22 protein-coding genes are annotated in these 26174 nt (G+C 57.2%); 9 read left to right on the top strand and 13 right to left on the bottom strand.

What is annotated here, in order from left to right; translation table 11 throughout:
* Positions 1-32: 32 nt before the first annotated feature.
* Both ctaA and KO498_RS11295 read left to right on the top strand, forming a co-directional pair.
* Entirely contained in the window at positions 33-1181 is a 1149-nt protein-coding gene (gene ctaA / locus KO498_RS11300; protein ID WP_215959997.1) for a heme A synthase, read from the top strand.
* The gene (locus tag KO498_RS11295; protein WP_215959996.1) at positions 1181-2647 is read left to right on the top strand and encodes a carboxypeptidase M32; all 1467 of its coding nucleotides are present in this window, start codon (positions 1181-1183) and stop codon (positions 2645-2647) included. The genes ctaA and KO498_RS11295 overlap by 1 nt, the downstream gene beginning before the upstream one ends.
* A 51-nt stretch (positions 2648-2698) precedes the next feature.
* Here KO498_RS11295 and KO498_RS11290 read toward each other — a convergent pair whose 3' ends face one another.
* The 4 genes from KO498_RS11290 to hemB form a co-directional block, all read right to left on the bottom strand.
* Positions 2699-3277: a hypothetical protein gene (locus KO498_RS11290; protein ID WP_215959995.1), complete on the bottom strand. Its 579-nt coding sequence runs from the start codon at positions 3275-3277 to the stop codon at positions 2699-2701.
* 162 nt (positions 3278-3439) lie between these two features.
* Positions 3440-6199, bottom strand: a complete 2760-nt coding sequence (gene gyrA / locus KO498_RS11285) for a DNA gyrase subunit A (protein ID WP_215959994.1) — start codon at positions 6197-6199, stop codon at positions 3440-3442.
* Between the two features lie 179 nt (positions 6200-6378).
* The gene (locus KO498_RS11280; protein WP_215959993.1) at positions 6379-6939 is read right to left on the bottom strand and encodes a YSC84-related protein; all 561 of its coding nucleotides are present in this window, start codon (positions 6937-6939) and stop codon (positions 6379-6381) included.
* A gap of 179 nt (positions 6940-7118) precedes the next feature.
* Positions 7119-8114, bottom strand: a complete 996-nt coding sequence (gene hemB / locus KO498_RS11275) for a porphobilinogen synthase (RefSeq protein ID WP_215959992.1) — start codon at positions 8112-8114, stop codon at positions 7119-7121.
* A gap of 115 nt (positions 8115-8229) precedes the next feature.
* On the opposite strand from hemB, the gene KO498_RS11270 reads away from it, so the two are divergent.
* The 3 genes from KO498_RS11270 to KO498_RS11260 are packed head-to-tail and all read left to right on the top strand — an operon-like array spanning position 8230 to position 12820.
* Positions 8230-8754, top strand: a complete 525-nt coding sequence (locus KO498_RS11270; protein ID WP_215959991.1) for a component of SufBCD complex — start codon at positions 8230-8232, stop codon at positions 8752-8754.
* Between the two features lie 3 nt (positions 8755-8757).
* Positions 8758-12240 carry a transcription-repair coupling factor gene (gene mfd / locus KO498_RS11265; RefSeq protein ID WP_354667656.1) on the top strand — a complete coding sequence of 1161 codons (3483 nt, stop codon included), beginning with the start codon at positions 8758-8760 and terminating at the stop codon, positions 12238-12240.
* On the top strand, positions 12233-12820 hold the full coding sequence (locus KO498_RS11260; protein WP_215959990.1) for a GNAT family N-acetyltransferase: 588 nt from the start codon (positions 12233-12235) through the stop codon (positions 12818-12820). The genes mfd and KO498_RS11260 overlap by 8 nt, the downstream gene beginning before the upstream one ends.
* Before the next feature lie 96 nt (positions 12821-12916).
* On the opposite strand, the gene KO498_RS11255 is transcribed toward KO498_RS11260, so the two are convergent.
* Positions 12917-15391, bottom strand: a complete 2475-nt coding sequence (locus KO498_RS11255; protein WP_215959989.1) for a penicillin acylase family protein — start codon at positions 15389-15391, stop codon at positions 12917-12919.
* 93 nt (positions 15392-15484) lie between these two features.
* Here KO498_RS11255 and KO498_RS11250 point away from each other — a divergent pair, with 93 nt between their 5' ends.
* Positions 15485-16357, top strand: a complete 873-nt coding sequence (locus KO498_RS11250; protein ID WP_215959988.1) for an NAD(P)-dependent oxidoreductase — start codon at positions 15485-15487, stop codon at positions 16355-16357.
* 118 nt (positions 16358-16475) lie between these two features.
* Here KO498_RS11250 and KO498_RS11245 read toward each other — a convergent pair whose 3' ends face one another.
* Both KO498_RS11245 and KO498_RS11240 read right to left on the bottom strand, forming a co-directional pair.
* Positions 16476-16805 (bottom strand): DMT family transporter, encoded by a 330-nt coding sequence (locus KO498_RS11245; RefSeq protein ID WP_215959987.1) that lies wholly within the window; start codon positions 16803-16805, stop codon positions 16476-16478.
* A 10-nt stretch (positions 16806-16815) separates the two neighbouring features.
* Complete coding sequence (locus KO498_RS11240) at positions 16816-17313, bottom strand: Lrp/AsnC family transcriptional regulator (protein WP_252731390.1); 498 nt, start codon at positions 17311-17313, stop codon at positions 16816-16818.
* 86 nt (positions 17314-17399) lie between these two features.
* Here KO498_RS11240 and KO498_RS11235 point away from each other — a divergent pair, with 86 nt between their 5' ends.
* Complete coding sequence (locus KO498_RS11235; protein WP_215959986.1) at positions 17400-17606, top strand: DUF6356 family protein; 207 nt, start codon at positions 17400-17402, stop codon at positions 17604-17606.
* Complete coding sequence (locus KO498_RS11230; protein ID WP_215959985.1) at positions 17606-18409, top strand: class II glutamine amidotransferase; 804 nt, start codon at positions 17606-17608, stop codon at positions 18407-18409. The genes KO498_RS11235 and KO498_RS11230 overlap by 1 nt, the downstream gene beginning before the upstream one ends.
* Here KO498_RS11230 and KO498_RS11225 read toward each other — a convergent pair.
* The 5 genes from KO498_RS11225 to KO498_RS11205 form a co-directional block, all read right to left on the bottom strand.
* The gene (locus KO498_RS11225) at positions 18406-20610 is read right to left on the bottom strand and encodes an NADP-dependent isocitrate dehydrogenase (protein ID WP_215959984.1); all 2205 of its coding nucleotides are present in this window, start codon (positions 20608-20610) and stop codon (positions 18406-18408) included. The two genes, KO498_RS11230 and KO498_RS11225, sit on opposite strands and share 4 nt — an antisense overlap.
* Before the next feature lie 122 nt (positions 20611-20732).
* Positions 20733-21944 (bottom strand): multidrug effflux MFS transporter, encoded by a 1212-nt coding sequence (locus KO498_RS11220; protein WP_215959983.1) that lies wholly within the window; start codon positions 21942-21944, stop codon positions 20733-20735.
* Positions 21937-22242 carry a potassium channel family protein gene (locus KO498_RS11215; RefSeq protein WP_215959982.1) on the bottom strand — a complete coding sequence of 102 codons (306 nt, stop codon included), beginning with the start codon at positions 22240-22242 and terminating at the stop codon, positions 21937-21939. The genes KO498_RS11220 and KO498_RS11215 overlap by 8 nt, the downstream gene beginning before the upstream one ends.
* Entirely contained in the window at positions 22239-22877 is a 639-nt protein-coding gene (locus KO498_RS11210; protein WP_215959981.1) for a DsbA family oxidoreductase, read from the bottom strand. Before KO498_RS11210 ends, KO498_RS11215 begins: the two co-directional genes overlap by 4 nt.
* Before the next feature lie 69 nt (positions 22878-22946).
* Positions 22947-24458, bottom strand: coding sequence for a class I adenylate-forming enzyme family protein (locus tag KO498_RS11205; protein WP_215959980.1), 1512 nt, complete (start codon positions 24456-24458; stop codon positions 22947-22949).
* 64 nt (positions 24459-24522) lie between these two features.
* Between KO498_RS11205 and KO498_RS11200 the strand changes: the two genes are divergently transcribed.
* Entirely contained in the window at positions 24523-25149 is a 627-nt protein-coding gene (locus KO498_RS11200) for a helix-turn-helix domain-containing protein (protein ID WP_215959979.1), read from the top strand.
* A gap of 3 nt (positions 25150-25152) precedes the next feature.
* Here the strand turns inward: KO498_RS11200 and arsB are convergent, their stop codons facing one another.
* Complete coding sequence (gene arsB / locus KO498_RS11195) at positions 25153-26166, bottom strand: ACR3 family arsenite efflux transporter (RefSeq protein ID WP_215959978.1); 1014 nt, start codon at positions 26164-26166, stop codon at positions 25153-25155.
* Positions 26167-26174: the final 8 nt, after the last annotated feature.

Below are 26174 nucleotides of genomic sequence, written 5' to 3'. Positions count from 1 at the left end.
TGCATACAAGGCAAAAAAGAAGAGGCAAGAGCATGGCCAAGAAACCGGCGATTTTTGAGGAAGTTGGCGAGGTTGCACCAAACCAACCGGCACCGAAAGGCGGGATGATTGACCGCGGATCAAACACCGGTGCGCGCGGCGCGATCAGGGTTTGGTTGATGTTGCTGGCAGCACTTGTGGTGGCGATGATCCTCGTTGGCGGCCTCACACGGCTGACAGATTCTGGCCTCTCTATCACCGAGTGGAAGCCGATCACCGGTGCCTTGCCGCCAATGAACGACGCCGACTGGCAGTCGGAGTTTGCGAAATACCAAGAGATCCCCGAGTTCCAGATCGAAAACAGCTGGATGGAACTCTCTGATTTCAAAGCAATTTACTGGTGGGAATGGGGGCACAGACAGCTCGGGCGCATCATCGGCCTTGTCTGGGCGCTTGGGTTTGCGTGGTTTGCACTGCGCAAACAAGTGCCAACAGGATGGAACAAACGCCTGTTGCTGATCGGTGCGCTCGGCGGTTTGCAAGGCGCGATCGGCTGGTGGATGGTATCGTCTGGCCTCAAAGGCAGCATGACGGATGTTGCGAGCTACCGACTGGCGACGCACCTCGGCCTTGCGTTTATCATTCTCGGCTTTCTGACATGGTATATCCTCAGCCTGTCACGGCTTGAACGTGATCTCATGCAAGCGCGCCGCCTGCGCGAGGCAAAATTGTTTTCGCTTGGCACCGGCTGGATGCACTTTGCCTTCCTGCAAATTCTGCTTGGCGCATTGGTCGCAGGGATCGACGCGGGGCGCAGCTACACCGACTGGCCCTTGATGGGCGGTCAGGTGATCCCGCCCAATCCGTTTATGATCGAACCCGCATGGCGCAACTTCTTTGAGAACCCGGGACTGGTGCAGTTTATACACCGCTGTGTTGGCTACTTGTTGTTTGCCTTCACTGTTGTTGCCTTTCTACGCGGCCGCAGAAGCGCCCATAAAGCCACGCAAGCTGCCTTTACTGCCGCGACAATGGCGGTCACCTTTCAGATAGCACTTGGCATATACACCGTGCTCACCGGCGCGCCGTGGCAGGTTGCGATCATTCACCAGGCGATGGCGGTGCTGCTCTGGGTGGCCATCATCCGGGCCCGGTTTCTGGCGCAATATCCCAAAGTTCAATCTATTCAAGGACGCACATAATGACTGCATATGATGATCTGCTCGCGTTTCAGCGCGAAACCGAGGCTCTGTCGCAGGTGGCCGGCCGCTTGGGATGGGATCAGGAAACCATGATGCCTGATGGTGCAGCACCACAACGCGCTGAAGAGTTCGCAGCGATGTCGAGTGTTTTGCATGCCCGCAGCACAGATGCGCGGATCGGTGACTGGCTTGGCGCTCTTGATGAGGCCAAGCTTGATGACGTCGCTGCCGCCAATGTGCGCAAGATACGCCGTTCGTTTGAGCGCAATGCCAAGGTGCCTGCCGATCTGGCAAAGAAGCTGTCCTCGGCTGCCTCATCGGCGCAGCGCAAATGGGCGGCAGCGCGTGAAGACGAAGATGTGGCAGCATTTGTGCCCGTCGTTGAAGAAATCATAGCGCTCAAACGCGAGGAGGCGGCGGCGCTGGCCAACGGCGCAAACCCCTATGATGCTTTGCTGGATGACTATGAGCCACACACCAGCGGCGAGGAAGTTGCCGCGATTTTTGACGCCATGCGCCCAAGGCTGGTAGCGCTGCGCGACAAGGTTATGGGCGGCTCGCAGCCTGACGCGCTTGATCACGCGTTTGACGAGCAAAAGCAGATGCGCCTGTCACGCAAACTCGCAAAGGGCTTTGGCTATGACATGCGCTGTGGTCGGCTTGATAAGGCCGTGCATCCTTTCTCGTCTGGCAGCGGGCTTGATGTGCGCATCACCACCCGAACCAGCGCACGCGATCCGTTCAACTGCATTTACTCAACCATCCACGAGGTCGGCCATGCCTGCTATGAGCAGGGCATTGATAAGCAGCACTTGCTGACGCCACTGGGGCAGGGTGTCTCGCTTGGCGTGCACGAAAGCCAGAGCAGGATTTATGAAAACCAGATCGGCCGCTCGCGCGCCTTCACCGGCTATCTGTTTGACGAAATGAGCGACGTGTTCGGCGATTTTGGCGTTGCCGACGCCGACACATTTTATCGCACGGTCAACCGGCTGAACAAAGGCTACATCCGCACCGAAGCCGACGAGGTGCAATACAACCTGCACATCATGCTGCGTTTTGATCTCGAGCGCGACGTGATCATGGGCAAACTTGAGGCGCGTGACCTTGAGGAAGCTTGGAACACCCGTTTTGAGGCCGACTTCGGCTATGCCGTTGACAAGCCCTCAAACGGATTGCTGCAAGATGTTCACTGGTCTTGCGGGCTCTGGGGCTACTTCCCGACATATAGTCTTGGAAACGTTTACGCGGGCTGCCTGAACACCGCCATGCGCGCGGCGCTTCCTGATCTTGATCTTGATCTGGCGATGGGTGACACCGAGGAAGCGACGACATGGCTACGCGAGAATGTGCAACAATACGGCGGCCTTTTGAAGCCACGCGATCTGATAGAGAAAGCAACAGGGCAAGCACCAAGTGAAGCCCCATTGCTCAGCTACCTCGAAGGGAAGTTCGGCGCGTTCTAAAGCGCTTGAGACCAAAGTTGTGACTCAACTTAATCTCGAAGCGCTTAAAGCTTAACCGTCGTCGGAATAGTAAGCCGCGCGCGCTGTTTCCAATGCCGCTTCGGCAGCGCTGATGGCGTCGGCTTGCCGGTTGTAATGTCGGGTAATTTGCGCTGCAACAGCCCCGGAAAATACACCAGCGTTATTCTGCTCCGTGGCGGCTTCCAGCACTGTGTTGATTGCGTCAAAGTCGTCGCCGCGTTTGCTTTGCAGACGCATAACCTCGAGTGACGCAGCAAAAAACTCGGCTTTGGCAGCGGTGTCTGGCGTTGACTCCGAGTGTTTCACAACGTCTTCAGCCTTGGCATAATACCCGCGCGCGCCGTCAGGGCACGCTTTGCCGAAAAAGGCGAGGGCCTTGATTTTGCTCTCACTCTCATTGTCCGACAAATACTGAAGCCACTTGTTGTATGTCTCCAGACAGCCTTCGCTGTGCGCCGTGGCTTCATTTAACGTGTCGATCATCCGGTTCATAACCGCAACGCGCTTGTTCTGCCGATTGATACTCTCGTTTTCCTGCCAGTGCATATTGGCAAAAAACGCCCCGACACCCAGACAACCCAATATGACAACAATGAAAAGTAAGCGCATGATATCCCCCCAAGACATTTGTGGCTTATTGTTATGATAAGAATAGATAAAAACTTGCGAGAATTAAACCATTTCAACTGTAAACTTGCGTATTTCTCTCAACTCAAGCGTTTATGCGGCGGCGGTGCGCAATGAGCAACCCCGCCGCCAGTTTGCTGTTGATTATGCTTCGCCGTTCTCGCCTTCGGCCTCTTCATCATCCTCGCCCTGATCTGCGATCCAGGCCACCGAGACAACTTCCTCGTTTTTGCCTGTGTCAAACACCTTCACACCGCCAGCGCTGCGTGAGCGGAAGGATATCCCTTCAACCGGAACGCGGATGCTCTGGCCTTTGGAAGTCGCCAGCATGATCTGATCTTCCATCTCGACGGGGAAGCAGGCGACGATGTCACCACCGCGCATGGCTTTGTCCATCGCGGTGACACCCATACCGCCACGCCCGCGAACGGGGTAGTCGTGACTTGAGCTAAGCTTGCCCGCGCCGCCAGCTGTCAGTGTCAGGATGAGGTTTTCGACTGCCGACATTTCTGCGTAGCGTTCTTGCGAGATGCTGAAGTTTGCATCGCCTTCGTCGTCGGATGTATCAAGTTCGGCGTCATCCGCCAAACCGGCCATAGCACGGCGCATCTTGAGGTAAGCGGCGCGTTCGTCTGCAGTGGCGTCAAAGTGGCGGATCACTGACATAGAGACAACAGATTGCCCGTCTTTCAGCCGAACACCACGCACGCCTGTCGAGTTGCGCGAGTTGAATACGCGAACGTCCGTTGTAGAAAAGCGGATGGCGCGGCCCATGTTGGTGACAAGCATCACATCGTCTTGATCAGAACAGATACGCGCATTCACGAGGCTCACAGAGCCGTCTTCCGGCAGTTTCATCGCGATTTTGCCGTTGCGCATCACGTTGGTGAAGTCACTCAAACGGTTCTGGCGCACATCGCCAGCGGAAGTGGCGAACATGATTTGCAGCTCGCTCCATTCCTTTTCGTCACGGTCAATCGGCAAGATCGCGGCAACAGAAACACCTGTCGGGATCGGCAGGATATTGACGATCGCCTTACCCTTGCTTGTGCGAGAGCCCTGCGGCAAGCGCCATGTCTTGAGCTTGTAGACCATGCCCTCGGTGGTGAAGAACAAGAGCTGTGTGTGAGTGTTGGCAACAAAGAGCGTGGTGATCACGTCTTCCTCTTTGGTCTGCATACCAGACACACCTTTGCCACCACGCTTTTGAGCGCGGAAATCAGCCAAAGGCGTGCGCTTGATGTAGCCGCCTGATGTCACGGTCACGACCATGTCCTCGCGTTCGATCAGGTCTTCGTCGTCCATGTCGCCCGACCAATCAACGATCTCGGTGCGACGTGGCACAGCAAAGAGCTCACGCACTTCGCTCAACTCGGCGGCGATAATGCCCATGATACGCTCACGTGATCCGAGAATTTCGAGGTATTCCTTGATCTTGCCAGCAAGCTCTTCGAGTTCGTCAGTCACTTCCTTCACACCAATCTGTGTGAGGCGCTGCAAGCGCAACTCAAGAATGGCACGGGCCTGAATTTCGGACAGGTTGTAGGTGCCGTCGTCGTTCACAGGGTGCAGCGGATCATCAATCAACTTGAGGTAAGGGATGATCTCGCCCGCAGGCCAGCGGCGCTCCATAAGTTTTAGCCGCGCTTCTGCGGCATCTGCCGAGGCGCGGATCGTGGCAACGACTTCGTCAACATTGCTGACAGCCACGGCCAAGCCACACAAGATATGGCTGCGTTCACGCGCTTTGCGCAGTTCAAACGCCGTGCGACGGGCAACAACATCTTCGCGAAAATCAATGAAGGAGGTCAAAAAGCGGCGCAACGTAAGGGTTTCGGGGCGGCCACCGTTGAGCGCCAGCATGTTGCAGCCAAAATAGGTTTGCATCGGGGTGAAGCGGAACAGCTGGTTGAGCACAACCTCGGCAGTCGCGTCACGCTTGAGTTCGACAACCACGCGCACACCGTTGCGATCAGACTCATCTTGAACGTGGCTGATGCCTTCGATCTTCTTGTCGCGCGCAGCTTCAGCGATCTTCTCGATCATGCTGGCCTTGTTGACCTGATAGGGGATCTCGTCGATGACAATAGCGAAGCGGTCTTTTCTGATCTCTTCTACGCGGGTTTTAGAGCGGATGATGACACTGCCGCGCCCCTCAAGATAAGCCTTACGCGCGCCCGTGCGGCCAAGCATGATGCCGCCCGTCGGGAAATCAGGGCCGGGGACATACTCGATCAGCTCTTCGGAACTGAGATCCGGGCTGTCGATCAAAGCAAGGCAAGCATCAATCACTTCACCTAGGTTATGCGGCGGAATGTTGGTCGCCATACCGACAGCAATGCCGCCAGCGCCGTTAACCAGCATGTTAGGAAAGCGGGAAGGGAGCACAGACGGCTCACGGTCTTTGCCGTCGTAGTTGTCCTGAAAATCAACAGTGTCTTTGTCGATATCGGCCAGAACATAGGCGGCCGGCTTGTCCATGCGCACTTCGGTATAGCGCATCGCAGCAGCGTTATCGCCGTCCATCGAGCCAAAGTTGCCTTGCCCGTCAAGTAGCGGCAGCGACATCGAGAAATCCTGCGCCATCCGCACCAGCGCATCATAGATCGCGCTATCGCCATGCGGGTGGTATTTACCCATCACATCGCCAACCGGACGGGCCGATTTGCGATAGCTCTTGTCGTGGGTGTTGTTGGTCTCGTGCATCGCATAAAGAATGCGCCTGTGAACCGGTTTTAGCCCATCTCTGAGGTCAGGAATCGCGCGGCTGACGATCACACTCATCGCATAATCGAGATACGAGCTTTTCATCTCGTCAACGATCGAGATCACAGGGCCATCATAGACAGCCTTAGGCCTCGGGTTTTCGTCTTCGTTTTCAGGGGTTTCTGGCGTGTCGCTCACGTTGATTACCGCTCTCTCTGAAGGGCTACATTTGGTTGTAAATCTTATACCAGAGAGGGGTGAAGAGGCGCAATGCCGCATTCCCTTTTGACACAGAAAAAGCCCCCCCCGATGAACTGGGGAGGGAGACGAAAGCCTTCAGGAGGGAGAGCCCAAAGGCCGGAGTGTTCGCTGTCGTCTTAAGGAATGATGCGCGAGTATTTCACGCCTTCAAGTGTCGCACCGACATGCAAGCCGGCTTGTCCGAAAATAACCGCCAGAACCGGCGCGACCGAAGTCGTTGTTTCCGCGCGCAGGTTTTCACCTTTGTCTTTGAACACATACTCAACGTCGGCACCTGCCGCCCAGCCGGAAGAGCGGCGGTAGTTGAGCAGGGCGTCTTGGGTCATAAAGAACAAGACATGCGCATATTGCTGTGCGCCAACCTGCAAACCAAAGCTGCCCTTGGTCGCCGAGTAATAGTCGACCGAGGCGCCATCAACCCGCAATGCGCCGCGCCCGTAACCGCCGCCAAAGCCAAAGCCGGCCTCGGTGATCAAAGGCATGACCAGCATGCCGACAGACTTGCCGGCCAGGTCGCGTGTCGAGGGGTAGGTCGAGTAAAGGTGATTAAGAGTTTGATCAACGCGCGCGTCGATCTTTGCTGCGCCGTTCGAGCCAACGCCGTTTGCGCAGCCTGCAAGAAGGCCGCCTGATGCCATTGCGCCAAACGCAAATGTTCTGCGAGAAAGTTTGTTCATGATGTCACTGCCGATATGCCTGATTGTGCCGGTGTTTCCCGACTTTCAATCAGTATAAGCACATTTTTTGCAAGCTGTCACGCAGGGAGTTCGCCTACGAGTTAAACCTAGGCGAAAACTTGCAAATCCTGCGCGACAGTTGAGCGAACTATGCACCAACACCCATTGAGGATAGTATTTTAGCGCAGGCTCCGCGCCACCTCCGGTGCGAAATACGTCAGTATCCCGTCACAGCCAGCGCGCTTGAAGCACATGAGACTTTCAAGCATCGCCTTGTCGCCGTCGATCCAGCCGTTCTGGGCGGCGGCTTTGATCATCGCGTATTCGCCCGACACTTGGTAGGCGTATGTCGGCGCGCCAAAAGCGTCTTTAACGCGGCGGCAGATGTCCAAGTAAGGCATGCCGGGTTTGACCATCACCATATCCGCGCCTTCAGAGAGGTCACGCTCGACACAGCGCAGGGCTTCGTCTGAATTGGCAGGGTTCATCTGGTAGGTCTTCTTGTCGCCCTTGAGAGCACCCGACGCGCCAACAGCGTCGCGGAAGGGGCCGTAAAACGCGCTGGCATACTTAGCGGCATAAGACAAAAGCAGCGTGTTCTTGTGGCCAGCGGCTTCCAAAGCCTCCCGCAATGCGCCAATGCGACCATCCATCATATCGCTCGGGCCGATGATATCAACGCCAGCTTCAGCCTGTGAAAGCGCTTGCTTGATCAAGGCCTCAACGGTTTCGTCATTCACGATCTCGCCATCGACAACAAAACCGTCATGGCCAGTGTCACTATAAGGGTCAAGCGCAACATCGGTCATAATTGCGATGTCTGGCACTGCCGCTTTGATAGCGCGTGTCGCGCGGTTGCTCAGATTGTCAGGGTTCCAGGCCTCGGCACAGTCGGCGGTGCGTTTGTCAGCGCCGGTGTAGGGAAACAGACAGATCGCCGGTATCCCAAGGTCGTAGGCCTCCCGCGCAGCCTCAACCACATTGTCAACCGAGAGCCGATCAACGCCGGGCATTGAAGCGACAGGCTCGCGCACGCCTTCACCGTCGCGCACAAACACCGGCCAAATCAGGTCAGCGGCGCTCAGCGTGTTCTCGGCAACAAGGCCACGAATGCTGGCGTTCTGGCGCGTTCTGCGCAAGCGTGTTTTGGGGAAGGCGGCCTGAATCGCTCGCATGTTTTGCTCCGAATGCTATTTAGCCAAAATCTTGCATGGAAATCCCTGCGCCTCAAGGGTAGGAATTGCCGCAAGCACCCTCTAAGAGGGAGCGACACGTATAAGGAAGCCGATCTTGGACTGGTATACCACCGTTTTTGAACTCATCGACATGCGCAGCTTTTCAAACCTTTGGTTCTGGATCGCGCTGGCGGTGATGTGGTCAACAACATCGCATTGGGTGCTCGGCGTACCTTGGGATATGGTCTTGCGGGCGCAACGCGACGGTGAGCAGTTCGAGCATGACCTTGTCGCCATCACCCGTATCAACACCAACCGGCTTTTGCATATCGCCAATGTTTCGGGGTTATGGGTGCTCGGATTTTCCTGCTTTTTCCTCACCATGCTGCTGTTGCTCGGCTTTGTTTACCAATACGAGTTCGCGCAGGCGTTGTTCTTGCTGGCCTTCCCGATGGCGATCATCGGCATGTTTTCGATCTCGACCGCGCGGTTGATCGATGAAGAACAAGCCACGGGCGCTCGCCTCGCCAAATTGCTCATGCGGCAGCGTTTGATCACACAGGTGATCGGCATGGTCTCAATCTTCGTTACAGCTCTTTGGGGCATGTATCAAAACCTGTCTTATGGCCCGCTTGGCTAGGTCGTGAGCACTGTGCCAGATCATATCACCGTCAGCGGCGCGCCCGAAGGCTTTGATGCACAGTTGGTTTTGCAAGAGGCCGACAAAGCGGGCGCAGTCTGTCACATCGCGCGCGACGACAAGCGCATGGCGGCGATGGCGGCTTGCCTGCGGTTTTTCAGGCCCGATGTGCCGGTGTTCGAGTTCCCCGGATGGGACTGCTTGCCATATGACCGTGTCTCGCCCAATGCTGACATTTCTGCCGCGCGCATGGCGACATTGGCGACACTCTCGCAGAATATGCCAACCAAGTTTGTGCTGCTAACGACGCTCTCTGCCGCGACGCAATATGTGCCGGCGCGTTCGGTATTGCGTGAGGCGGCTTTTACCGCGCGGGTTGGCGAGCGGGTAGATGAGGCCGCGTTGCGCGCATTTCTCGTGCGTATGGGCTTTGTGCAAAGCCCGACAGTCACCGAGCCGGGCGACTACGCCGTGCGCGGCGGTATCATCGACATTTTCCCGCCCAGTCTTTCGTCGGGTGACGGCGGGCCTGTGCGGCTTGATTTCTTCGGTGATATCCTGGACGGCGCGCGTCACTTTGATCCGGCAACGCAACGCACCACCAAGCAGCTTGATCTGGTCGAGCTATCACCTGTGTCCGAGGTGATCCTTGATGAGGCCGCGATCACCCGTTTTCGGCAAAACTACCGCCTCGAGTTCGGCGCTGCGGGCAGTGATGATCCGCTTTATGAAGCCGTGTCAGCGGGCCGCAAGCATCAAGGCGTTGAGCATTGGTTGCCGTTCTTTCACGACAAACTCGAAACGCTGTTTGACTATCTCGGCAGCGCATCGCTCAGTTTTGATGAAGGCGTCACCGCCAAGCGCCTCGCGCGGTGGGACAGTGTCGAAGACCAATACGAAACGCGACGCTTGGCCATGTCCCAAAAGGCACAGATGAGCTCGGTTTACAAACCCGTGCCCGCAGCACAGCTCTACATGGATGATGCCGCGTGGAACACAGCGATCAAGCCCTTGCGCGCGCTCCAATTCAACACCTTACCCTTGCCGACAGGGCCGAACGTGATCGACGCAGGCGGGCGTATCAGCCGCAATTTTGCGCCTGAACGTCAGCTAGAAAATGTAAACCTTTTCAGCGTCTTGAAAGATCATATACAGGCCAAATCTGCCGATAACCCCGTGCTTGTCGCCTCTTACTCCGAGGGCGCGCGCGAACGCATAGAAGGCTTGCTTGAAGACGAGGGCCTCAAAGGCGCGGTGACCGTCAAAACAGCCGACCGCATCGGCAAGCGCGGATTGCATTTCGCTGTATGGCCACTTGAACAGGGCTTTGACTCACCCGGCCTCAGTGTCATTGCCGAACAGGATGTGCTGGGCGACAGGCTGATACGCCAGCCACGCAAGAAGCGCCGTGCCGAGAACTTCCTGACCGAAGCCCAAAGCCTCACACCGGGTGACTTGATCGTGCATGTCGATCACGGCATTGGCCGCTATCTGGGGCTTGAAGTTGTCACTGCTGCAGGGGCCGCGCATGAGTGCCTCAAGCTTGAGTATGCTGACAACAGCACGCTCTATCAACCTGTTGAAAACATTGAGCTCCTCAGCAGGTATGGGCATGAGGAGGGGCTGCTTGACCGTCTCGGGGGCGGCGCGTGGCAGGCCAAGAAAGCCAAGCTCAAACAGCGCATCCGCGAGATGGCCGACAAGCTCATTCGTGTCGCCGCCGAGCGCGCCCTACGCCGTGCCCCGATCATGGAAGCCGAAGCCCATGCTTGGGAAGAGTTCGCCGCGCGCTTTCCCTATCAAGAAACCGACGACCAGCTCGGCGCCATCGAGGATGTGATCACCGACCTCGGCTCAGGCCAGCCTATGGACAGGCTCATCTGCGGTGATGTCGGCTTTGGCAAAACCGAAGTGGCGATGCGCGCCGCTTTTGTCGCCGCAATGCAAGGCGCGCAGGTGGCCGTGATTGCTCCGACAACTCTGCTCGCCCGCCAGCACTACAAAAGCTTCTCCGAGCGCTTCCGTGGCTTCCCGATGCAGGTGCGGCAGCTCTCGCGGTTTGTCTCGGCGAAAGATGCCAAGCTCACCCGTGAAGGCCTGAAAAACGGCACCGTTGATATCGTTATTGGCACGCATGCGCTGCTGGCAAAAGATATTCGTTTCAAAGACTTAGGCCTGCTGGTGATTGATGAAGAACAGCACTTTGGCGTGACGCACAAAGAGCGCCTCAAACAGCTGCGCTCGGATGTTCACGTGCTCACACTCACCGCAACGCCGATCCCCCGCACGCTGCAACTCAGCCTCTCGGGTGTGCGTGACCTCAGCATTATCGGCACGCCGCCGGTTGATCGTCTCGCGATCAGAACTTACGTCAGCGAGTTTGACGGCGTGACAATCCGCGAGGCTCTGCTGCGCGAACACTACCGCGGCGGGCAGAGCTTTTATGTTGTTCCACGCATCTCCGATCTGCACGAAATCGAGGCTTTCCTCAAAGATCATGTGCCGGAAATTTCCTATATGGTTGCCCACGGCCAACTCGCAGCAGGCGAGCTTGATGACCGCATGAACGCCTTTTACGATGGCAAATATGACGTGCTTTTGGCGACAACAATCGTCGAAAGCGGCCTCGATATTCCGACCGCCAACACTATGATCGTGCACCGCGCCGATATGTTTGGCCTCGCACAGCTCTACCAGATTAGGGGTCGCGTTGGCCGCTCCAAAACCCGCGCATATGCCTACCTGACAACCAAGCCGCGCAAGCCGCTCACCGCAACAGCCGAAAAGCGCCTGCGGGTGCTCGGATCGCTCGACACACTCGGCGCCGGCTTCACCCTCGCCAGCCAGGATCTCGACATTCGCGGCGCGGGTAATTTGCTCGGCGAGGAGCAATCCGGCCAGATGCGTGATGTCGGCTACGAGCTTTACCAATCCATGCTGGAAGAAGCGATCGCCAAGATCAGGTCAGGGCAACTCGAAGGCATCATAGACGAGGGCGAATGGTCACCACAAATCAACCTCGGTGTGCCGGTGCTTATCCCTGACAGCTTCGTGCCAGACCTTGACGTTCGCCTCGGATTGTATCGCCGTCTCAGTGGCTTGCACAGCAAAGTCGAGCTCGAAGGCTTCGCCGCCGAACTGATCGACCGCTTCGGCAGCTTGCCACGCGAGGTCAACACGCTGATGCTCGTTGTGCGCATCAAAGCCATGTGCAAAAAAGCCGGTATCGCCAAGCTCGATGGCGGGCCAAAAGGCGCAACTGTGCAGTTCCACAATAACAAATTCGCTTCGCCTGCGGGGCTTGTCGAGTTCATCCGCGATCAGCGCGGGCTGGCCAAGGTCAAAGACAACAAGATTGTGGTCAGGCGCGACTGGAAAAAAGACAATGACAAAATCAGAGGCGCCTTCGCCATCGCCCGTGATCTGGCTGTTAAGGTCTCTGAAGAAAAGAAAGCCCAAAGGAAGGCAGCAGCGAAAAATGCTTGAATGCGGTTATCATGACGTTCCTGCAGGCCACACCGCCTCGGTTGTCACCTACCTGGAAATGCACGCACGCCCCGCCGCGCGCCCCGAGGCCGATCTTGCCCTCACGCTTGAGCGCATCTCGGCGCCATCCGTCAACTGGTATCGTGCGCTGTTTCGCTCCGTGGGGGCCGACTACCTCTGGTTCGGCCGCCTGACACAGCCCGAAGCCGAGTTACATGCTCAGATCAACGATTCTGATGTGCACGTCTACGCGCTCAAGAATGGCTCAGAAGAGGTCGGCCTGCTTGAGCTCGACTTCCGCCAACAGAACACTTGCGAGCTGGCCTATTTCGGCCTCACAGGATCACTGGTTGGCGGAGGGGCAGGGCGATGGCTGATGAACCGCGCGATCTCCCTCGCTTGGGCAGAAGACATCACGCGGTTACACGTTCATACCTGCACACTCGATCACCCCAAGGCACTCGCATTTTACATCCGCTCGGGCTTCACACCCTACAAGCGCCAGATCGAAATCGAACAAGACCCGCGCAGCATTGGCCTGCTGCCAAAAACCGCAGCTCCGCAGATCCCGATCCTGTAACTTTTTCTTGGTTCAAATATCCCGGGGGATGTCACAAACTTGTTTGTGACTTGGGGGCTGGCCCCCACATGGTCGGATTTACGAAGTAAATTCGACTTACTCTTGCACTGGCCTCAACAAAGTCTCCCCAACCGAAGCCGCCCGCGCAAGCCCCTCATCCAGCGACATCGGAATATACTCACCACGGCGCCAGAGCTGTGCAAGGTCGTCATAGTGGCGTGACAGGAAATGCCCCGATTGCCCCGTTGAAATCACGAAGATCGAACTGTCAGGATCGGTGAAATCATAGACCCCGCGGTAGCCTGCAGCATGCACATTCTCAAAGGGGTTCGGCCCCGTGCCACTGGTACGACCGCGCAAGAGCGTGTTGTCTCCGCCCGATGTCGATTGTCGGATATTGACGAAATACCGCAGCAAAGGCACCTCGCCAAGAACAGGGTGATCGTGGGTGGCTTGGTGGGCATCGCCCCATCTGAGCGCCTCGATCGAGGTGCCATAGACCTCATCAAGCCAGACCAGCGCGTCATCAAGCGAGAGGCGCGCAATATCGGTGCAGCTTTCAACAGCCGCTGATTGCTTCACATCACACCACACACCCGCGCCCTCGACATTGCGGAAAACCCGCTCCAGAAACAGCGGACTGGGGTGGGTAAACTCTGCTGCAAGAGGCCCGAGTTCATCCTGAACCAGCCGTTCCTGCAAAAACCGCATCCATGCCGCGTAGATCAGCGGTTCGGGCAGGTGCTCGTTCATCTCGCCGTTCCAACCCGCCAACAAGTTCAAAGCGATCTGCCGGCGGCGCTCGACGGTGCCTTCCGCAGCGGCTTCACCCGTATACCAGAGATCAGCAGCAACCAAAGGCAGCAGCGCGCGCGCCGTGTAACTGACGGTATCAAGCTGTGCATCAACAAAGCTGTCACGCGTGTGCGCCTTGCGCCCTTGCATCAACCGTTGCCATCGCAATATCCGCTGGCTGTCGCCCCAGACATACGACACATGCAGCGGGAAGGGACGCTCGAGCAGTTTGTTGTTGGTGTTGCCGACGATGCCGCCTTGCGGGCGGATAAACTCGGGGTTGGCCGACGCCGGAAAAACGCCTTGCCAACGGTTTCGAGCTTCACTGCCACGCGCGGGCATGCGGCCTTTGCTGGCATGGTTCGCATCACGCCGCGGCATCGCTCCGATGGTTTTCATCGCGATACTGCCCGCATCAGCCAGCGTCAGGTTTTGGGAGGGAGCAATGTAGAGCTGGCTTGCCTCAAGTGCTGCATCAATACTATGGGCGCGCATCAGGCGCATGCCAGCTGTAAGAGACGTGTCCGCCGGATCAAGCGCAGTCCAGGCCAGCGCCGCAACATGGCCGGGCGGTGTCACCTCACCAACGTCATGAAACGAGGGCGGTAACACAGGGCCGTTCTCCGTCCAACGTAACGTCAGTGTCACCGGATCAGCATCTTTGATGGTGATGATAGACCCGCGACTGGTAAACTTCTTGAAGCCGTCGGGCGTGCGGTATTCTTCGGTGTTCTCGGGGTTGAGCTCTTCGATGAAAATATCCTGATCATCAAGGTATGACGAGGTGACCCCCCAGCCAAGCGACTTTGACCGCCCGATAAGCACAACAGGAATCCCCGGAATAGTCGCGCCAATTACCCCCCCCGATGACAGCTCGAGGCGCGCCAGATACCAGATCGCCGGTGCTGTGAGGCCCAGGTGCGGGTCGTTGGCCAAAAGCGAGCCGCCCGTCGCCGAGCGCGTCGGGTCAGCCGCCCAGGCATTTGAGGCCCCGGCATGGGCCCGGCCCTTGATCGGTGAAAGCGGCAGCTTGGTCACGTCTACGCCAGCATATTTGTGCGCCGGTTTTGCGTTCGGAAACATCGCCGCATAAGAGGGCAGGGCAGCAACACCGGTTCCAGGCGCGTCAGGCAGGATGTCTTTGAGCCGCTCGGGTGTGTCGAGCAAAAACGACACCCGCGCCCGCAAAATCTCTTCTTCGGCATGGCCCGAAAGCTGCACAGCCATAAGCTTTTGGATGGCGATGGAATCTTCCGGCCGCCAAGGCGCGAAAGGGGCGTTGAACATGAACATTTCTGGCGCACCACGGCCCAGAGCGTTTTGGTTCACTTCCGCAAGCCGCGCATTGACGCCAGCCGAGTAAGCTTCAAGCGCAGTCATGGTCGGCGAGTCTTGCGCCGCAACCGATGAGCGGGCGAGGCTGTATAAATCAAACCGGCGCATGAGTTTATCGATGGGAACAGTCGCGGTTCCGAACACTTCGGAAAGCCGCCCCTGCGCCGTGCGCCGCAAGGTTGTCATCTGCCACAGGCGGTCTTGTGCATGGGCATAGCCAAGGCCGAAAAACACTGCACTCTCGTCGTCTGAAAAAATATGCGGCACATTGGAGTGATCACGCAGAATTCGCACAGGAGCGCTCAGCCCGCTGACTTCAAGAGTTTTGTCGTAATCCGGCAAACTGCGCGAGGCGAGAAAATACACAACAAGAACAGCCAGCACACCAAGCACAACGAGCAAAGTTGCCAGCCTGAAAAGCCATCTGAACATTGTGATCATCGCTGCACTCCCTCTTTAAATCGGCTTTGTGCTTGCCTTCATGCGTATTGCCCGACACAAACGATACCGAGAACGAATGCAAGGGAAAAGATCATGACAAAGCTCGCGTTTCTGGGATTGGGTGTAATGGGTTATCCGATGGCAGGCCACCTGAAAGCCGCCGGACACGAGGTTTGCGTGTATAACCGCACGTCAGCCAAAGCCGAGGCCTGGGTTGCCGAGCACGGCGGCAGCTTTGCAGTGACCCCGCGTGAAGCGGTGCACGGTGCCGATATGGTGCTGGCCTGTGTGGGCAACGACGATGACTTGCGCTCGGTTTGTCTGGGCGATGACGGAGCCTTTGCAGGCATGAACGAGAAAGCGGTGTTTGTTGATCACACCACAGTCTCGGCAAAAGTAACCACCGAGCTCTACACCGCCGGACAAAAGCAAGGCATTGGCTTTGTCGATGCGCCGATCTCGGGCGGGCAAGCAGGGGCCGAGAACGGCGTGCTGTCGGTTATGTGCGGTGGCGATGCCAAAGACTTCGCGCGCGCTGAACCGGTGATTGACTGCTACGCCCGCATTTGCCGCCGCATCGGGGAGAGCGGCGCCGGACAAATGACCAAGATGTGCAACCAGATTGCCATTGCGGGCCTCGTTCAGGGCCTCTCGGAGGCTCTCCATTTTGCCGATAAAGCCGGACTCGACGGCCGCGCGGTTGTTGAAGTGATCAGCCAGGGCGCGGCGGGAAGCTGGCAGATGCAGAACCGGTTTGAAACGATGCTTGCGGATGAGTTCGAGCACGGCTTCGCGGTTGACTGGATGCGTAAGGATCTGGGCATTTGTCTTGCTACAGCCGACGAAACCGGCGCGAGCTTGCCGGTGACGGCACTCGTGGACCAGTTTTACAAGGACGTTCAAAAAATGGGCGGCGCGCGTTGGGACACGTCGAGCCTGTTCAAGCGCTTGCAAAATATCGGCTAAGGGATTGCGCCGCGCTTCGCGCGTCGCCGTAGGTGGGGGCCAGCCCCCAGGTCACAAACAAGTTTGTGACTTCCCCCGGGATATTTGACCCAAGAAAAAGCCGGGTGTTCGTTAAGGGTCAGTGTGTTGTGGTGTTTGAAAACAGCTGGATTACGACGATACCGAGGATGATCAAAGCGAGACCGAGAATCGCTGGTGTGTCGAGTTTCTGTCCGAAAACCAAGTAACCGATGATCGCGATGAAGACGATGCCAAGGCCTGACCAAAGCGCATAGACGATTCCGACGGGCATGACTTTGAGAGCCAGTGCAAGCAGGTAGAAACTGAAGCTATAAGCCAGCACAACCAGCACCGAGGGCCAGAGGCGGGTGAACTGCTGACTGGCTTGCAGCGCGGTGGTGCCGATCGTTTCAGCGAGGATAGCGAAAAACAGGTAGATGTAGTGCATTTGACAGCTCTCAGATTGGCAGTTCGGTGGTGTCTTTGATGTCTTCCATCACAAAACTCGCCGACACGTCAGCCATTGAAACACGCTTGATCAGCTTTTGGTAGAGGGCATCGTAACCGACCATATCTTTGACACGGGCGCGCAGCAAATAGTCGAGATCGCCGGACATGCGGTAGACAGCCTGTATTTCGGGCAAGGCACGGGCTGCGCGGGCGAAATCGGTTGACCAATCGGCGGTGTGGGTGGCTGCGCGCACCTGAATGAACACCGTCAGGCCAAGGCCGAGCTTGCCAGCGTCAAGCAGGGCTACACGGCGCTTGATCACCCCGGCCTGCTGCAACTGCTTGAGTCGCCGCCAACAGGCGTTGCGCGACAGGCCCACCTCTGCGCTGAGCGCATCAAGCGAGAGGTCACTGTTGGCTTGAACATTTCGCAAAATGCGCCTGTCTATGTCATCAATTTCGATCATACCCCATATATGCGGGACGTTTTCCCAAAGTGAAAGCATAAAGGCTGATTTTTGGGACAAATACCAAGGGCAACTTTTGTAACTTTCACCCCAAGGCAAACCCGCCGAAAGTTATGGAGCAGGACATGATTTCAAAGATTTTCCTAGATCACCCGAAGGCCGTTGACGAGAGCTTCTTTGAGCATATGCTCTTTGCATTGCGCTTTAGCTTTTGGTTGTTTGTTGCGGCCTTTGCAGCCTTGCTACATGCCTTCGTGCCAGCAGCCTGCGAAAAGACCGCCAGCACCATCATCGCGCGTCTTTATGAGCGCACGCACAACAGGGGGCGCTGATGTGTCGTTGGGCGGCCTACCTTGGTGCGCCGGTCTATCTTGAGGACCTCGTCAGCAACCCCAACCACTCGCTGATCGTGCAATCGAAGGCGGCAGACGAGTGCAAGACTTCGATCAACGCCGACGGCTTTGGCCTCGCGTGGTATGACAGCCGCCCCGAGCCGGGCCTCTACCGTGATGTGTTTCCGGCTTGGTCAGACCCCAACCTGCGGTCACTCTGTCAGCAGGTGCGATCAGGGGCTTTTCTGGCCCATGTCAGGGCTTCGACGGGCACAGCGATTAGTCGCAACAATTGTCACCCCTTCACTTACGGAAAGTGGAGCTTTGTCCACAACGGGCAGGCGGGGGGCTATGAGCATTGGCGCAAATCGGCTGATATGCTGATTGGTGAGGAGCAGTATATGCACCGCAAAGGCGCGACCGACAGCGAAGCGCTGTTTCTGATCGCGGCTGGCCTCGGGCTTGAAGAGGATCCGATTGGGGCAGTGGAACAGGCCGTAGCCAAAATGGAAGCGCTGGCAAGCGAGAAGGGCGCAACCCCGCATATGCGTTTTGCAGCAGCGCTGACAGATGGCGAAACGCTTTATGCCTTTCGCTATGCCTCAGATGACAGGGCGCCAACGCTCTACCATCGCTGGAGCGCGAGCCGACAGGGCTTTGCCGTCGTGTCAGAGCCATTGGTTGAACAGGAAGAGGGCTGGGAAGCCCAAACCGCTGGCACAGTGGCGGTGCTTCGCAAAGGTGCCAAAGAGCTGCGGAAATTCGGGCGCATTGCGTCAGCCACGCGCCCGAAAGTTGCTTAGCCGATAATCTTGTTGAGTGTCGCGCTCGGGCGCATCACTGAGGCAAGTTTATCAGCGTCGGCGGTATAGTAACCGCCTGTGTCGGCAGGCTTGCCTTGAGCGGCGGCCAGTTCGGCAACGATGGCTGCTTCACCTTCGGCCAGCGCTTTCGCGACGGGTGCAAACTCGGCGGCAAGGGCGGCATCGTCTGACTGAGCCGCCAAGGCTTCGGCCCAGTAACGGGCAAACCAGTAGTGGCTGTCGCGGTTGTCAGGCTCACCGACTTTGCGGCTTGGCGAGCGGTTGTTGTCAAGGATGCCCTGCGTGGCTGCGTCAACCGCTTGGCCCAAAATGCGGGCCTTGTCGTTGCCTTTGGCTTCCGCAAGGAACTGCAGACTTTCACCAAGCGCGCAGAACTCACCAAGGCTGTCCCAACGCAGGTGGTTTTCCGCATCAAGCTGTTGCACGTGCTTGGGAGCCGAGCCGCCAGCACCGGTTTCAAACAAGCCACCACCATTCATAAGCTTCACGATCGAGAGCATCTTGGCCGAAGTCGCCAGCTCAAGGATCGGGAACAGATCGGTCAGATAGTCGCGCAGCACGTTGCCGGTGATGGCGATGCTGTTCTCGCCCTTGGTGATGGTCTCAAGCGAGGCCTTCGTGGCTTCGCGCGGAGCCATGATCTCGAACTTGTCAGCAACGCCTTGAGCCTCAAGGATCGGCTTCACATAGGCGATCAACTCGGCATCGTGGGCGCGGTTGGCGTCGAGCCAGAAAATGCTGCGATAGCCGGTGGCTTTTTGGCGGGCAATCGCAAGGTTCACCCAGTCTTCAATCGGCGCCTTGTTGGCGCTGGCCGAGCGCCAGATGTCGCCAGCTTCAACCTTGAGTTCGTGCAACACTGTGCCGTCTTCGAGGATCATTTTGACCACGCCAGCTTCCGGCATCTCAAAGGTGGTTGGGTGGCTGCCGTATTCCTCGGCTTTTTGCGCCATCAGACCGACGTTTTGCACGGTGCCAGCAGTGGCCGGATCAAGCGCGCCATTGGCTTTGAAGAACTTCACGGCCTCGTCATAGACAGGTGCGTAGCTGTCATCAGGGATCACACAGTTGGCGTCTGACTCGTTGCCATCAGGGCCCCATCCTTTGCCGCCAGCGCGAATGAGCGCAGGCATTGAAGCGTCGATGATCACATCAGACGGCACATGCAGGTTGGTGATGCCTTTGTCTGAGTCGACCATATACATCGGCGGGCGGGCGGCCATGCAAGCGTCGATATCAGCCATGATTTCGGCATTGTCAGCGACTTTCTCAAGCAGCGCGCCAAGGCCTTGGTTCGGGTTCACACCAAGCGCCTCGATCGCCGAGCCGTGTTTTTCAAACACCGGTGCGAGGAAGGCTTTGACCGCGTGGCCAAAGATGATCGGGTCAGAGACTTTCATCATCGTCGCCTTCATGTGCAACGAAAACAGCGTGCCTTCGGTTTTGGTCTTATCGATTTCTGAAAGCAGGAAGGCATCAAGCGCTTTGGCGCTCATGAAAGTCGCGTCAACAACTGTGCCGGCGGGGTAGCTCACGGCGTCCTTGAGGACGGTCTCGCCAGATGCGCCTTCCAGCACGATCTTGGCTGTGGCAGCTTTGGCGAGTGTGGCCGATGTCTCGTTTGAGAAAAAGTCTCCGCCTGACATCGAAGCGACGCGCGTCTTGCTGTCGGCCGTCCATTTGCCCATGCGGTGCGGGTTGTTCTGCGCATAGTTCTTAACCGCGGCGGCGGCGCGGCGGTCAGAGTTGCCTTCACGCAGCACCGGGTTCACAGCCGAGCCTTTGAGCGTGTCATACTTGGCGCGCACGGCTTTTTCTTCGGCGGTTTCGGGCGTTTCAGGGTAGTCGGGCAGGGCGTAGCCTTTGCCTTGAAGCTCGGTGATCGCGGCAACAAGCTGTGGCACAGAGGCCGAGATATTGGGAAGTTTGATCACATTGGCTTCAGCGGTTTTCACCAACTCGCCAAGTGCAGCCAGATCGTCAGATTGCTGCTGATCAGCGCTCAGGGCCTCGGGAAATGTCGCCAAGATACGTCCTGCGAGCGAGATATCCTTGGTGCCGACAGTGATACCAGCCGCCTTTGCAAAGCGCTGGATGATCGGCAAAAGCGAGGCGCTGGCAAGCTCGGGCGCTTCGTCAACTTTGGTGTAAACAATGTCGGGTGTGTTTGACTGAGCCATCTATGATCCCTCTCGATCGCTGTTGTTGTTCAACTGGAATTGCCTGCCTCATAGCCCAGACACGGGCAAAAGGAAAGACGGTATGCAAAGGTATACATAAAAAAACTTGAGACGATTTCCGCCTAGGCCTGCAACGCTTCGATCCGCTTGAAGCGCAACATAAACAACAGGGCGAAGGCGCAGAGCACAAATACCCCGATCGCAACAGGCCGCGGCGTTCCATCAAAGGCAAGGCCGATCGGCACCGCGAAAACCATCGCGAACACCGTGGAAACACCGCTCAGAATTGACGCCGCCAGACCGGCTATATGGCCCAAAGGCTCCATCGCCATTGCGTTGAGGTTTCCCAGTGTCAGCCCGGCCATAGCGAACAGCGAGAACTGCCAGAACACCACAAGGCCGAAGTAGACAACATCAGGCAAGGGCAGGGTCGTCAACACGATCATCGCGCCCGAAAGCACCACCTGCACCGCTATCGTCGCTGTTGTCATCGCACGCATGCCAATGCGCACCACAAGCGTGGCGTTCAACACACTGGCGCTCCCCGCACAGATAGCCACCAGCCCGAACCAGTAAGGAAAGCTCTCGGCACGATCAAACGTAATGTCATAAATCGGCTGGATACTGGAAAGCGCGCCGAACAACACAGCAAGGCAAAGCGTCTGAACGATCAGAACAACCCGCACGACCGGATATGTCAGCATCTCCTTAAGTGCGCTCCAAAGCTTGCGAGCATTAAAGGCCCGGCGGTGCTCTTTGGGCAGGGTCTCCTCAAGGCGCAGCCCGAACCAGCTTGTCACCACCAGCGCAAAAACCACAAAAGCCGCAAAGATACCGCGCCACCCCGTGAGGCCGATAATGCCATCGCCAATCAGCGGTGCAATCGCGGGAACGAGCGTAAAGATCATCATCACGATCGACATCAACCGCGCCATATACCGGCCTTCAAAAAGATCACGGATAACCGCAAGGCTGACGATCCTCGGGCCAGCAATGCCAAGCCCCTGCACAACCCGCGCCGCCAGAACCAGCTCAAGTGTTTGGGCAAAAAAGGCCAAGGCCGCACCAACGATATAAAGCAGGATGCCCGCATAAAGCACAGGCTTGCGGCCAAAGCTATCAGACAGCGGGCCGGTAAAAAACGTGCCGAGCCCCATACCCAACACAAATGACGTGAGGATAAGCTGCGCGGCGTTGGGCGCTTCGGGGCTCAGTTCTTGGCCAATTTCCGGCAGGGCAGGCAGCATAGCGTCAATCGAGAAAGCTGTCAGCGCCATCATCATCGCCATCAAAGCGATGAACTCACCTTTGGACATTTTAATTTTTTCAGTCATTGGTTTTCTCTAAATGTTTCTCAAGCGCTTTACGTCGGCGGCGCAACATGGCGAACTGGCCAAATTGCTGAATGGCGAGGGCGAATATCCCGAGCCCGAAGAAAATGAAAAATGTGGTGCCGATCTTGCCAATCACCGTGGCGGGCACCAGCTGACCGTAGCCAACGGTTGATAACGTCACAACCGTAAAGAAATAGGCGTCAATCCAGCTCCAGCCCTCGACATGGCGAAAAAACACCGTGCCAACGCCAACCACCATCAACAACAACGCGAACAGAGATTTTGTTGACAGTGTCATTCCGTCTGGCCTGCCACAATCTCGTCAATCACCTTGAGCCACAACTCAGGCCCCTGAGCACCCGGGACGGCATGCTGGCTGGCAACCACAAAAGTCGGAACCGAGTTCACACCCATCTCGCGGCTGTGCTTGTCGCGTGCGATAATATCGTCGCGGTCAGCGTCCGAGTTCAACAGTTTGGACACCAGTGCCGCGTCCATGCCCAACCCATCGGCGACATCGGCCAGCACTTCGAAGTCGCCAATGTCGCGGCCTTCCTTGAAGTAGGCTTTGAACAGCGCCGAAACGACAGGCGTTTGCCGCCCTTCGATACCGGCCCAGTGAATGAGCCTATGGGCATTGAGCGTGTTGGGCGTGCGTTTGATCTGGTCAAACTCGATGTCGACACCCGCCGCCTTGGCGTGCTCAACGATCGGCTGATACGCCGCATAAGCGCCGTCTTTACCGCCAAACTTGCCTTCCAGATAAGCGCGCCTGTCCATGCCCTCGGCCGGCATATCGGGGTTCAGCTGAAACGGGTGCCACTCGATGTTGAAAGGGTGCTCGGGCCGCTGCATCAAAGCGCGATCAAGATGCGCCTTGCCAATGTAGCACCAAGGGCAAATCGGATCGGAGATAATATCAAGTTTGACCATAGCATCCTCGCTGTTTGAATTCTGTCTATTCCAAGCATTGGAGAAGCTAAAGCCCCAAAGCAGGCAGGCTCACTTCAACGTGAGTGTCTTAAGCGCCGCGCGCCTGATCTTGTTGTTCGGCCCCGTCGGCAGGCTATCGAGTCGCCTGTAAAGCTTGGGCTGCTTGTAAGCTGCAAGTGTCGCTTGGGCGAAGGCCTTTAGCGCCGCCTCATCAACGTCACTCTCACTCGTGTAAAAGCAGCCGATAACGCGCACATCGGCTTTCACTTCAACATCGGTCACGGCCAGTGCTGTGAGGCCAGCAAAACCCTGCAACGCTTGTTCAACTTCAACAGGCGAAACGCGGTAACCACCTGCATTCATCATGTCATCTGCGCGGCCTTTGTAAGCTATTTGCCCGTCTTCATGCATCACCCCCAAGTCGCCGGTCAAAAACCAGTCGCCTTGAAAGCGCTGGCGGGTTTCGGCCTCGGCGCCAAAGTAGCCAAGCATCAGACCCGCGTCTTGATGGTGAATGGCGATCTGGCCTGTTTCACCGCGCGGCAGCGGGCCGTCATCGCCAACAATCGCGACGCACCGCCCGTTCTGAGCATGCCCCAAGCTCGCATTCGTCGCGGGCCGGCTGGGGGAACTGGAAAGGAATGTCGAGCATTCCGACATGCCAAACGCCTCATAGATCTCGCAGCCTGTCGCGGCCCGCCAATCTTGCCTGATGGTCTCGCTAAGCTTCTCGCCAGCCGATAGCCCGTGTCGCAAGTCTGGCAGATCAAGCGCATTTCCCGACTTTAACATCTTCCGGTAAACCCCGGGTGCAGCGGCAAAAATTGTTGCCTTGTGCGCTTTCATCAAGCCGGCAATCTGCTCGGGCATCACGCCTTCAGCCGGTATCAAAGCTGTTGCACCAACGCTCCAAGGGTCCATCAACCCCGTGCCAAGAGTGTATGTCCAGTTGAACGCCCCCGCATGACAGAGGCGGTCACTGTCGCTAAGCTCATACCAGTCACGGATCATCATTTGCCGCGCCCAAACGGCGCGATGTGCATGCATAACAGCACGCGGTTTGCCCGAGGTGCCAGAGGTGTAAACGATGTAGGCCAGCCTGTCGGGATCACCCATCGAGAAGTCACAAGGCGCAAGCACATGCATCGCTTGCATCTGGGTTTCTGTGAGCCGCAAGAAGTCACCTTCAGGGCAGGTGATACCCTCGCCAACGATCACCGCAGCGGGTGACAACTCGTTGATCATCTTGGAGACCTCGCCCTCGGTAAGCTGCGCCGATGTCGGCACAGGCACAAGCCCGACGGCGATTGCAGCCAAATGCGCCAAAGGGAAGCTGACATGATTGCCAAGCCGCAACAACACGATGTCGCCCTCGCGTAATCCGGCTTCAAGCAAGCCTGTGCCAATGCCGCGCACCGCTTGTTCGAGCGCGCCAAAAGTCCAGCTCTCGTCGTGGTCGTGTGACATCACTTCAAGGGCGGTTTTTGCCTCGCGGCCTTTTGCGCCTGCCAAGACATGTCGAGCAAAGTTGAAGGGGCTGGGGCAGGGCGCTTGCACGCCGGTATCAGATATAGAAAGCATGCTCATGTGCTAGGCCGCACGCGCGCGAGTTGCAAGTGCCTGCTTGCACGCCTATGAACGCGCCATGACCGATACACACGCCCCGACGACACTCATCCGCATTGCCCGCGAAAACGGCGAAAGCCCGCATACAGCCGAGCTTGATCTTGGCGCGCGGGTGCGCGAGTTGCGCAAGTCGCTTGGTCTGACGCTTGAGCAAGCCAGCAAACAGGCCGGCCTTGCGCGCTCGACCCTCTCCAAGATCGAGAATGGCCAGATGTCTCCGACTTTTGAAGCGCTCAAAAAGCTGGCAACCGGCCTTGAAATCTCGGTGCCGCAGCTGTTTACGCCGCCGGAAAACAACCAGGTGACAGGCCGCATGAGCGTGACAAAGTCAGGCGAAGGCGCGCGCCACCTGACCACAACATATGAGCACGGGCTGCTCGCCGAGGGGATCAGCAACAAAAAGATGCTGCCCTATAGTGCGCGCATTCACGCCCGCGACATGAGCGAGTTTGACGGCTGGGTGCGCCATGACGGCGAAGAGTTTCTCTATGTGCTGACAGGCGTCGCGCGGCTCTATACCGAGTTCTATGAACCGGTCGAAATGCGCCGCGGCGACAGCGCCTATTACGACGCTTCGATGGGCCACAACCTCGTGTCGGTCAGTGCCGAAGACGCCACCGTGCTTTGGGTGACGTCTTTGAGCTGAGTTTCAACCGAACCAATGCCGCGTGCGATTGGCAAAACCGACCAGCGACAGCATCACCGGAACCTCAACCAACACACCAACGACTGTCGCCAATGCCGCACCCGAGTGCAGGCCAAACAGTGAAATCGCCACAGCAACCGCAAGCTCGAAGAAATTGGAAGTGCCGATCATGCAAGCTGGCGCCGCAATGTTGTGTGGCAGCTTCATCTTCAGCGCGACAGCATATGTCACCGCAAATATGCCATAGCTCTGGATGATCAGCGGAATGGCGATCAGCACAATCGCTTGTGGCTTGGCCAGAATGGTTTCGGCCTGAAAGCCAAACAGGATCAACACTGTTGAAAGCAGCCCGATCACTGACCAAGGCTTGATACGCACCAGAAAACTCTCGACTTGATGCTCACCACCACGCTCCAGCATCTTGCGCGCGATCACACCGGCCAGCAGGGGCAACACCACGTAAAGCACAACCGAGAAAAACAATGTCTCCCAAGGCACTGTCACATCGGAAATGCCGAGCAAAATCGCGGCCAACGGGGCGAAGGCGAAGATCATGATCACATCGTTCACCGAGACTTGCACCAAGGTGTAGTTCGGATCACCCTTGGTGAGCTGACTCCAGACAAAAACCATCGCCGTGCAGGGCGCCACACCAAGCAAGATCATCCCGGCGATGTATTCACCCGCAGTGTCATAGTCGACAAACCCCGCAAAAAAGACCCGAAAGAACAACCAGCCAAGCGCGGCCATGGTGAAAGGCTTGATCAGCCAGTTCACAATCAAAGTCAGGATCAACCCCTTGGGTGACTTGCCCACATCCTTGATTGCGCCAAAATCTATCTGCACCATCATCGGGAAGATCATCACCCAGATCAGCACCGCTATCACAAGGTTCACATGCGCCACTTCCAGCGCCGCAATGCCAGCAAACACACCTGGTACGAGGTTGCCAAGGATCACCCCGGCGACAATGCAAAGCCCGACCCAGACGGTCAGGTAGCGTTCAAAAATTCCCATGTTACTTT

The sequence above is a fragment of the Lentibacter algarum genome (genome assembly GCF_018860975.1).
Classification (GTDB): domain Bacteria; phylum Pseudomonadota; class Alphaproteobacteria; order Rhodobacterales; family Rhodobacteraceae; genus Lentibacter; species Lentibacter algarum_A.
The sequence above is the reverse complement of the archived record's forward strand: the minus strand, read 5'-3'. Positions and strand labels throughout refer to the sequence as shown.

Excerpts from the sequence above, each read along its gene's own strand:
- hemB (WP_215959992.1), bottom strand. The coding sequence starts at position 8,114 with ATGCGAGCGATTCAGGCCGCCTTCCCCAAAACACGCTTGCGCAGAACG.
- KO498_RS11225 (WP_215959984.1), bottom strand. The coding sequence starts at position 20,610 with ATGGCTCAGTCAAACACACCCGACATTGTTTACACCAAAGTTGACGAA.
- KO498_RS11260 (WP_215959990.1), top strand. The coding sequence starts at position 12,233 with ATGCTTGAATGCGGTTATCATGACGTTCCTGCAGGCCACACCGCCTCG.
- arsB (WP_215959978.1), bottom strand. The coding sequence starts at position 26,166 with ATGGGAATTTTTGAACGCTACCTGACCGTCTGGGTCGGGCTTTGCATT.
- KO498_RS11295 (WP_215959996.1), top strand. The coding sequence starts at position 1,181 with ATGACTGCATATGATGATCTGCTCGCGTTTCAGCGCGAAACCGAGGCT.
- KO498_RS11290 (WP_215959995.1), bottom strand. The coding sequence starts at position 3,277 with ATGCGCTTACTTTTCATTGTTGTCATATTGGGTTGTCTGGGTGTCGGG.
- KO498_RS11205 (WP_215959980.1), bottom strand. The coding sequence starts at position 24,458 with ATGCTTTCTATATCTGATACCGGCGTGCAAGCGCCCTGCCCCAGCCCC.
- KO498_RS11245 (WP_215959987.1), bottom strand. The coding sequence starts at position 16,805 with ATGCACTACATCTACCTGTTTTTCGCTATCCTCGCTGAAACGATCGGC.
- KO498_RS11215 (WP_215959982.1), bottom strand. The coding sequence starts at position 22,242 with ATGACACTGTCAACAAAATCTCTGTTCGCGTTGTTGTTGATGGTGGTT.
- KO498_RS11240 (WP_252731390.1), bottom strand. The coding sequence starts at position 17,313 with ATGCTTTCACTTTGGGAAAACGTCCCGCATATATGGGGTATGATCGAA.
- KO498_RS11280 (WP_215959993.1), bottom strand. The coding sequence starts at position 6,939 with ATGAACAAACTTTCTCGCAGAACATTTGCGTTTGGCGCAATGGCATCA.
- KO498_RS11250 (WP_215959988.1), top strand. The coding sequence starts at position 15,485 with ATGACAAAGCTCGCGTTTCTGGGATTGGGTGTAATGGGTTATCCGATG.
- KO498_RS11235 (WP_215959986.1), top strand. The coding sequence starts at position 17,400 with ATGATTTCAAAGATTTTCCTAGATCACCCGAAGGCCGTTGACGAGAGC.
- KO498_RS11220 (WP_215959983.1), bottom strand. The coding sequence starts at position 21,944 with ATGACTGAAAAAATTAAAATGTCCAAAGGTGAGTTCATCGCTTTGATG.
- KO498_RS11210 (WP_215959981.1), bottom strand. The coding sequence starts at position 22,877 with ATGGTCAAACTTGATATTATCTCCGATCCGATTTGCCCTTGGTGCTAC.
- KO498_RS11230 (WP_215959985.1), top strand. The coding sequence starts at position 17,606 with ATGTGTCGTTGGGCGGCCTACCTTGGTGCGCCGGTCTATCTTGAGGAC.
- KO498_RS11200 (WP_215959979.1), top strand. The coding sequence starts at position 24,523 with ATGACCGATACACACGCCCCGACGACACTCATCCGCATTGCCCGCGAA.
- KO498_RS11255 (WP_215959989.1), bottom strand. The coding sequence starts at position 15,391 with ATGATCACAATGTTCAGATGGCTTTTCAGGCTGGCAACTTTGCTCGTT.
- ctaA (WP_215959997.1), top strand. The coding sequence starts at position 33 with ATGGCCAAGAAACCGGCGATTTTTGAGGAAGTTGGCGAGGTTGCACCA.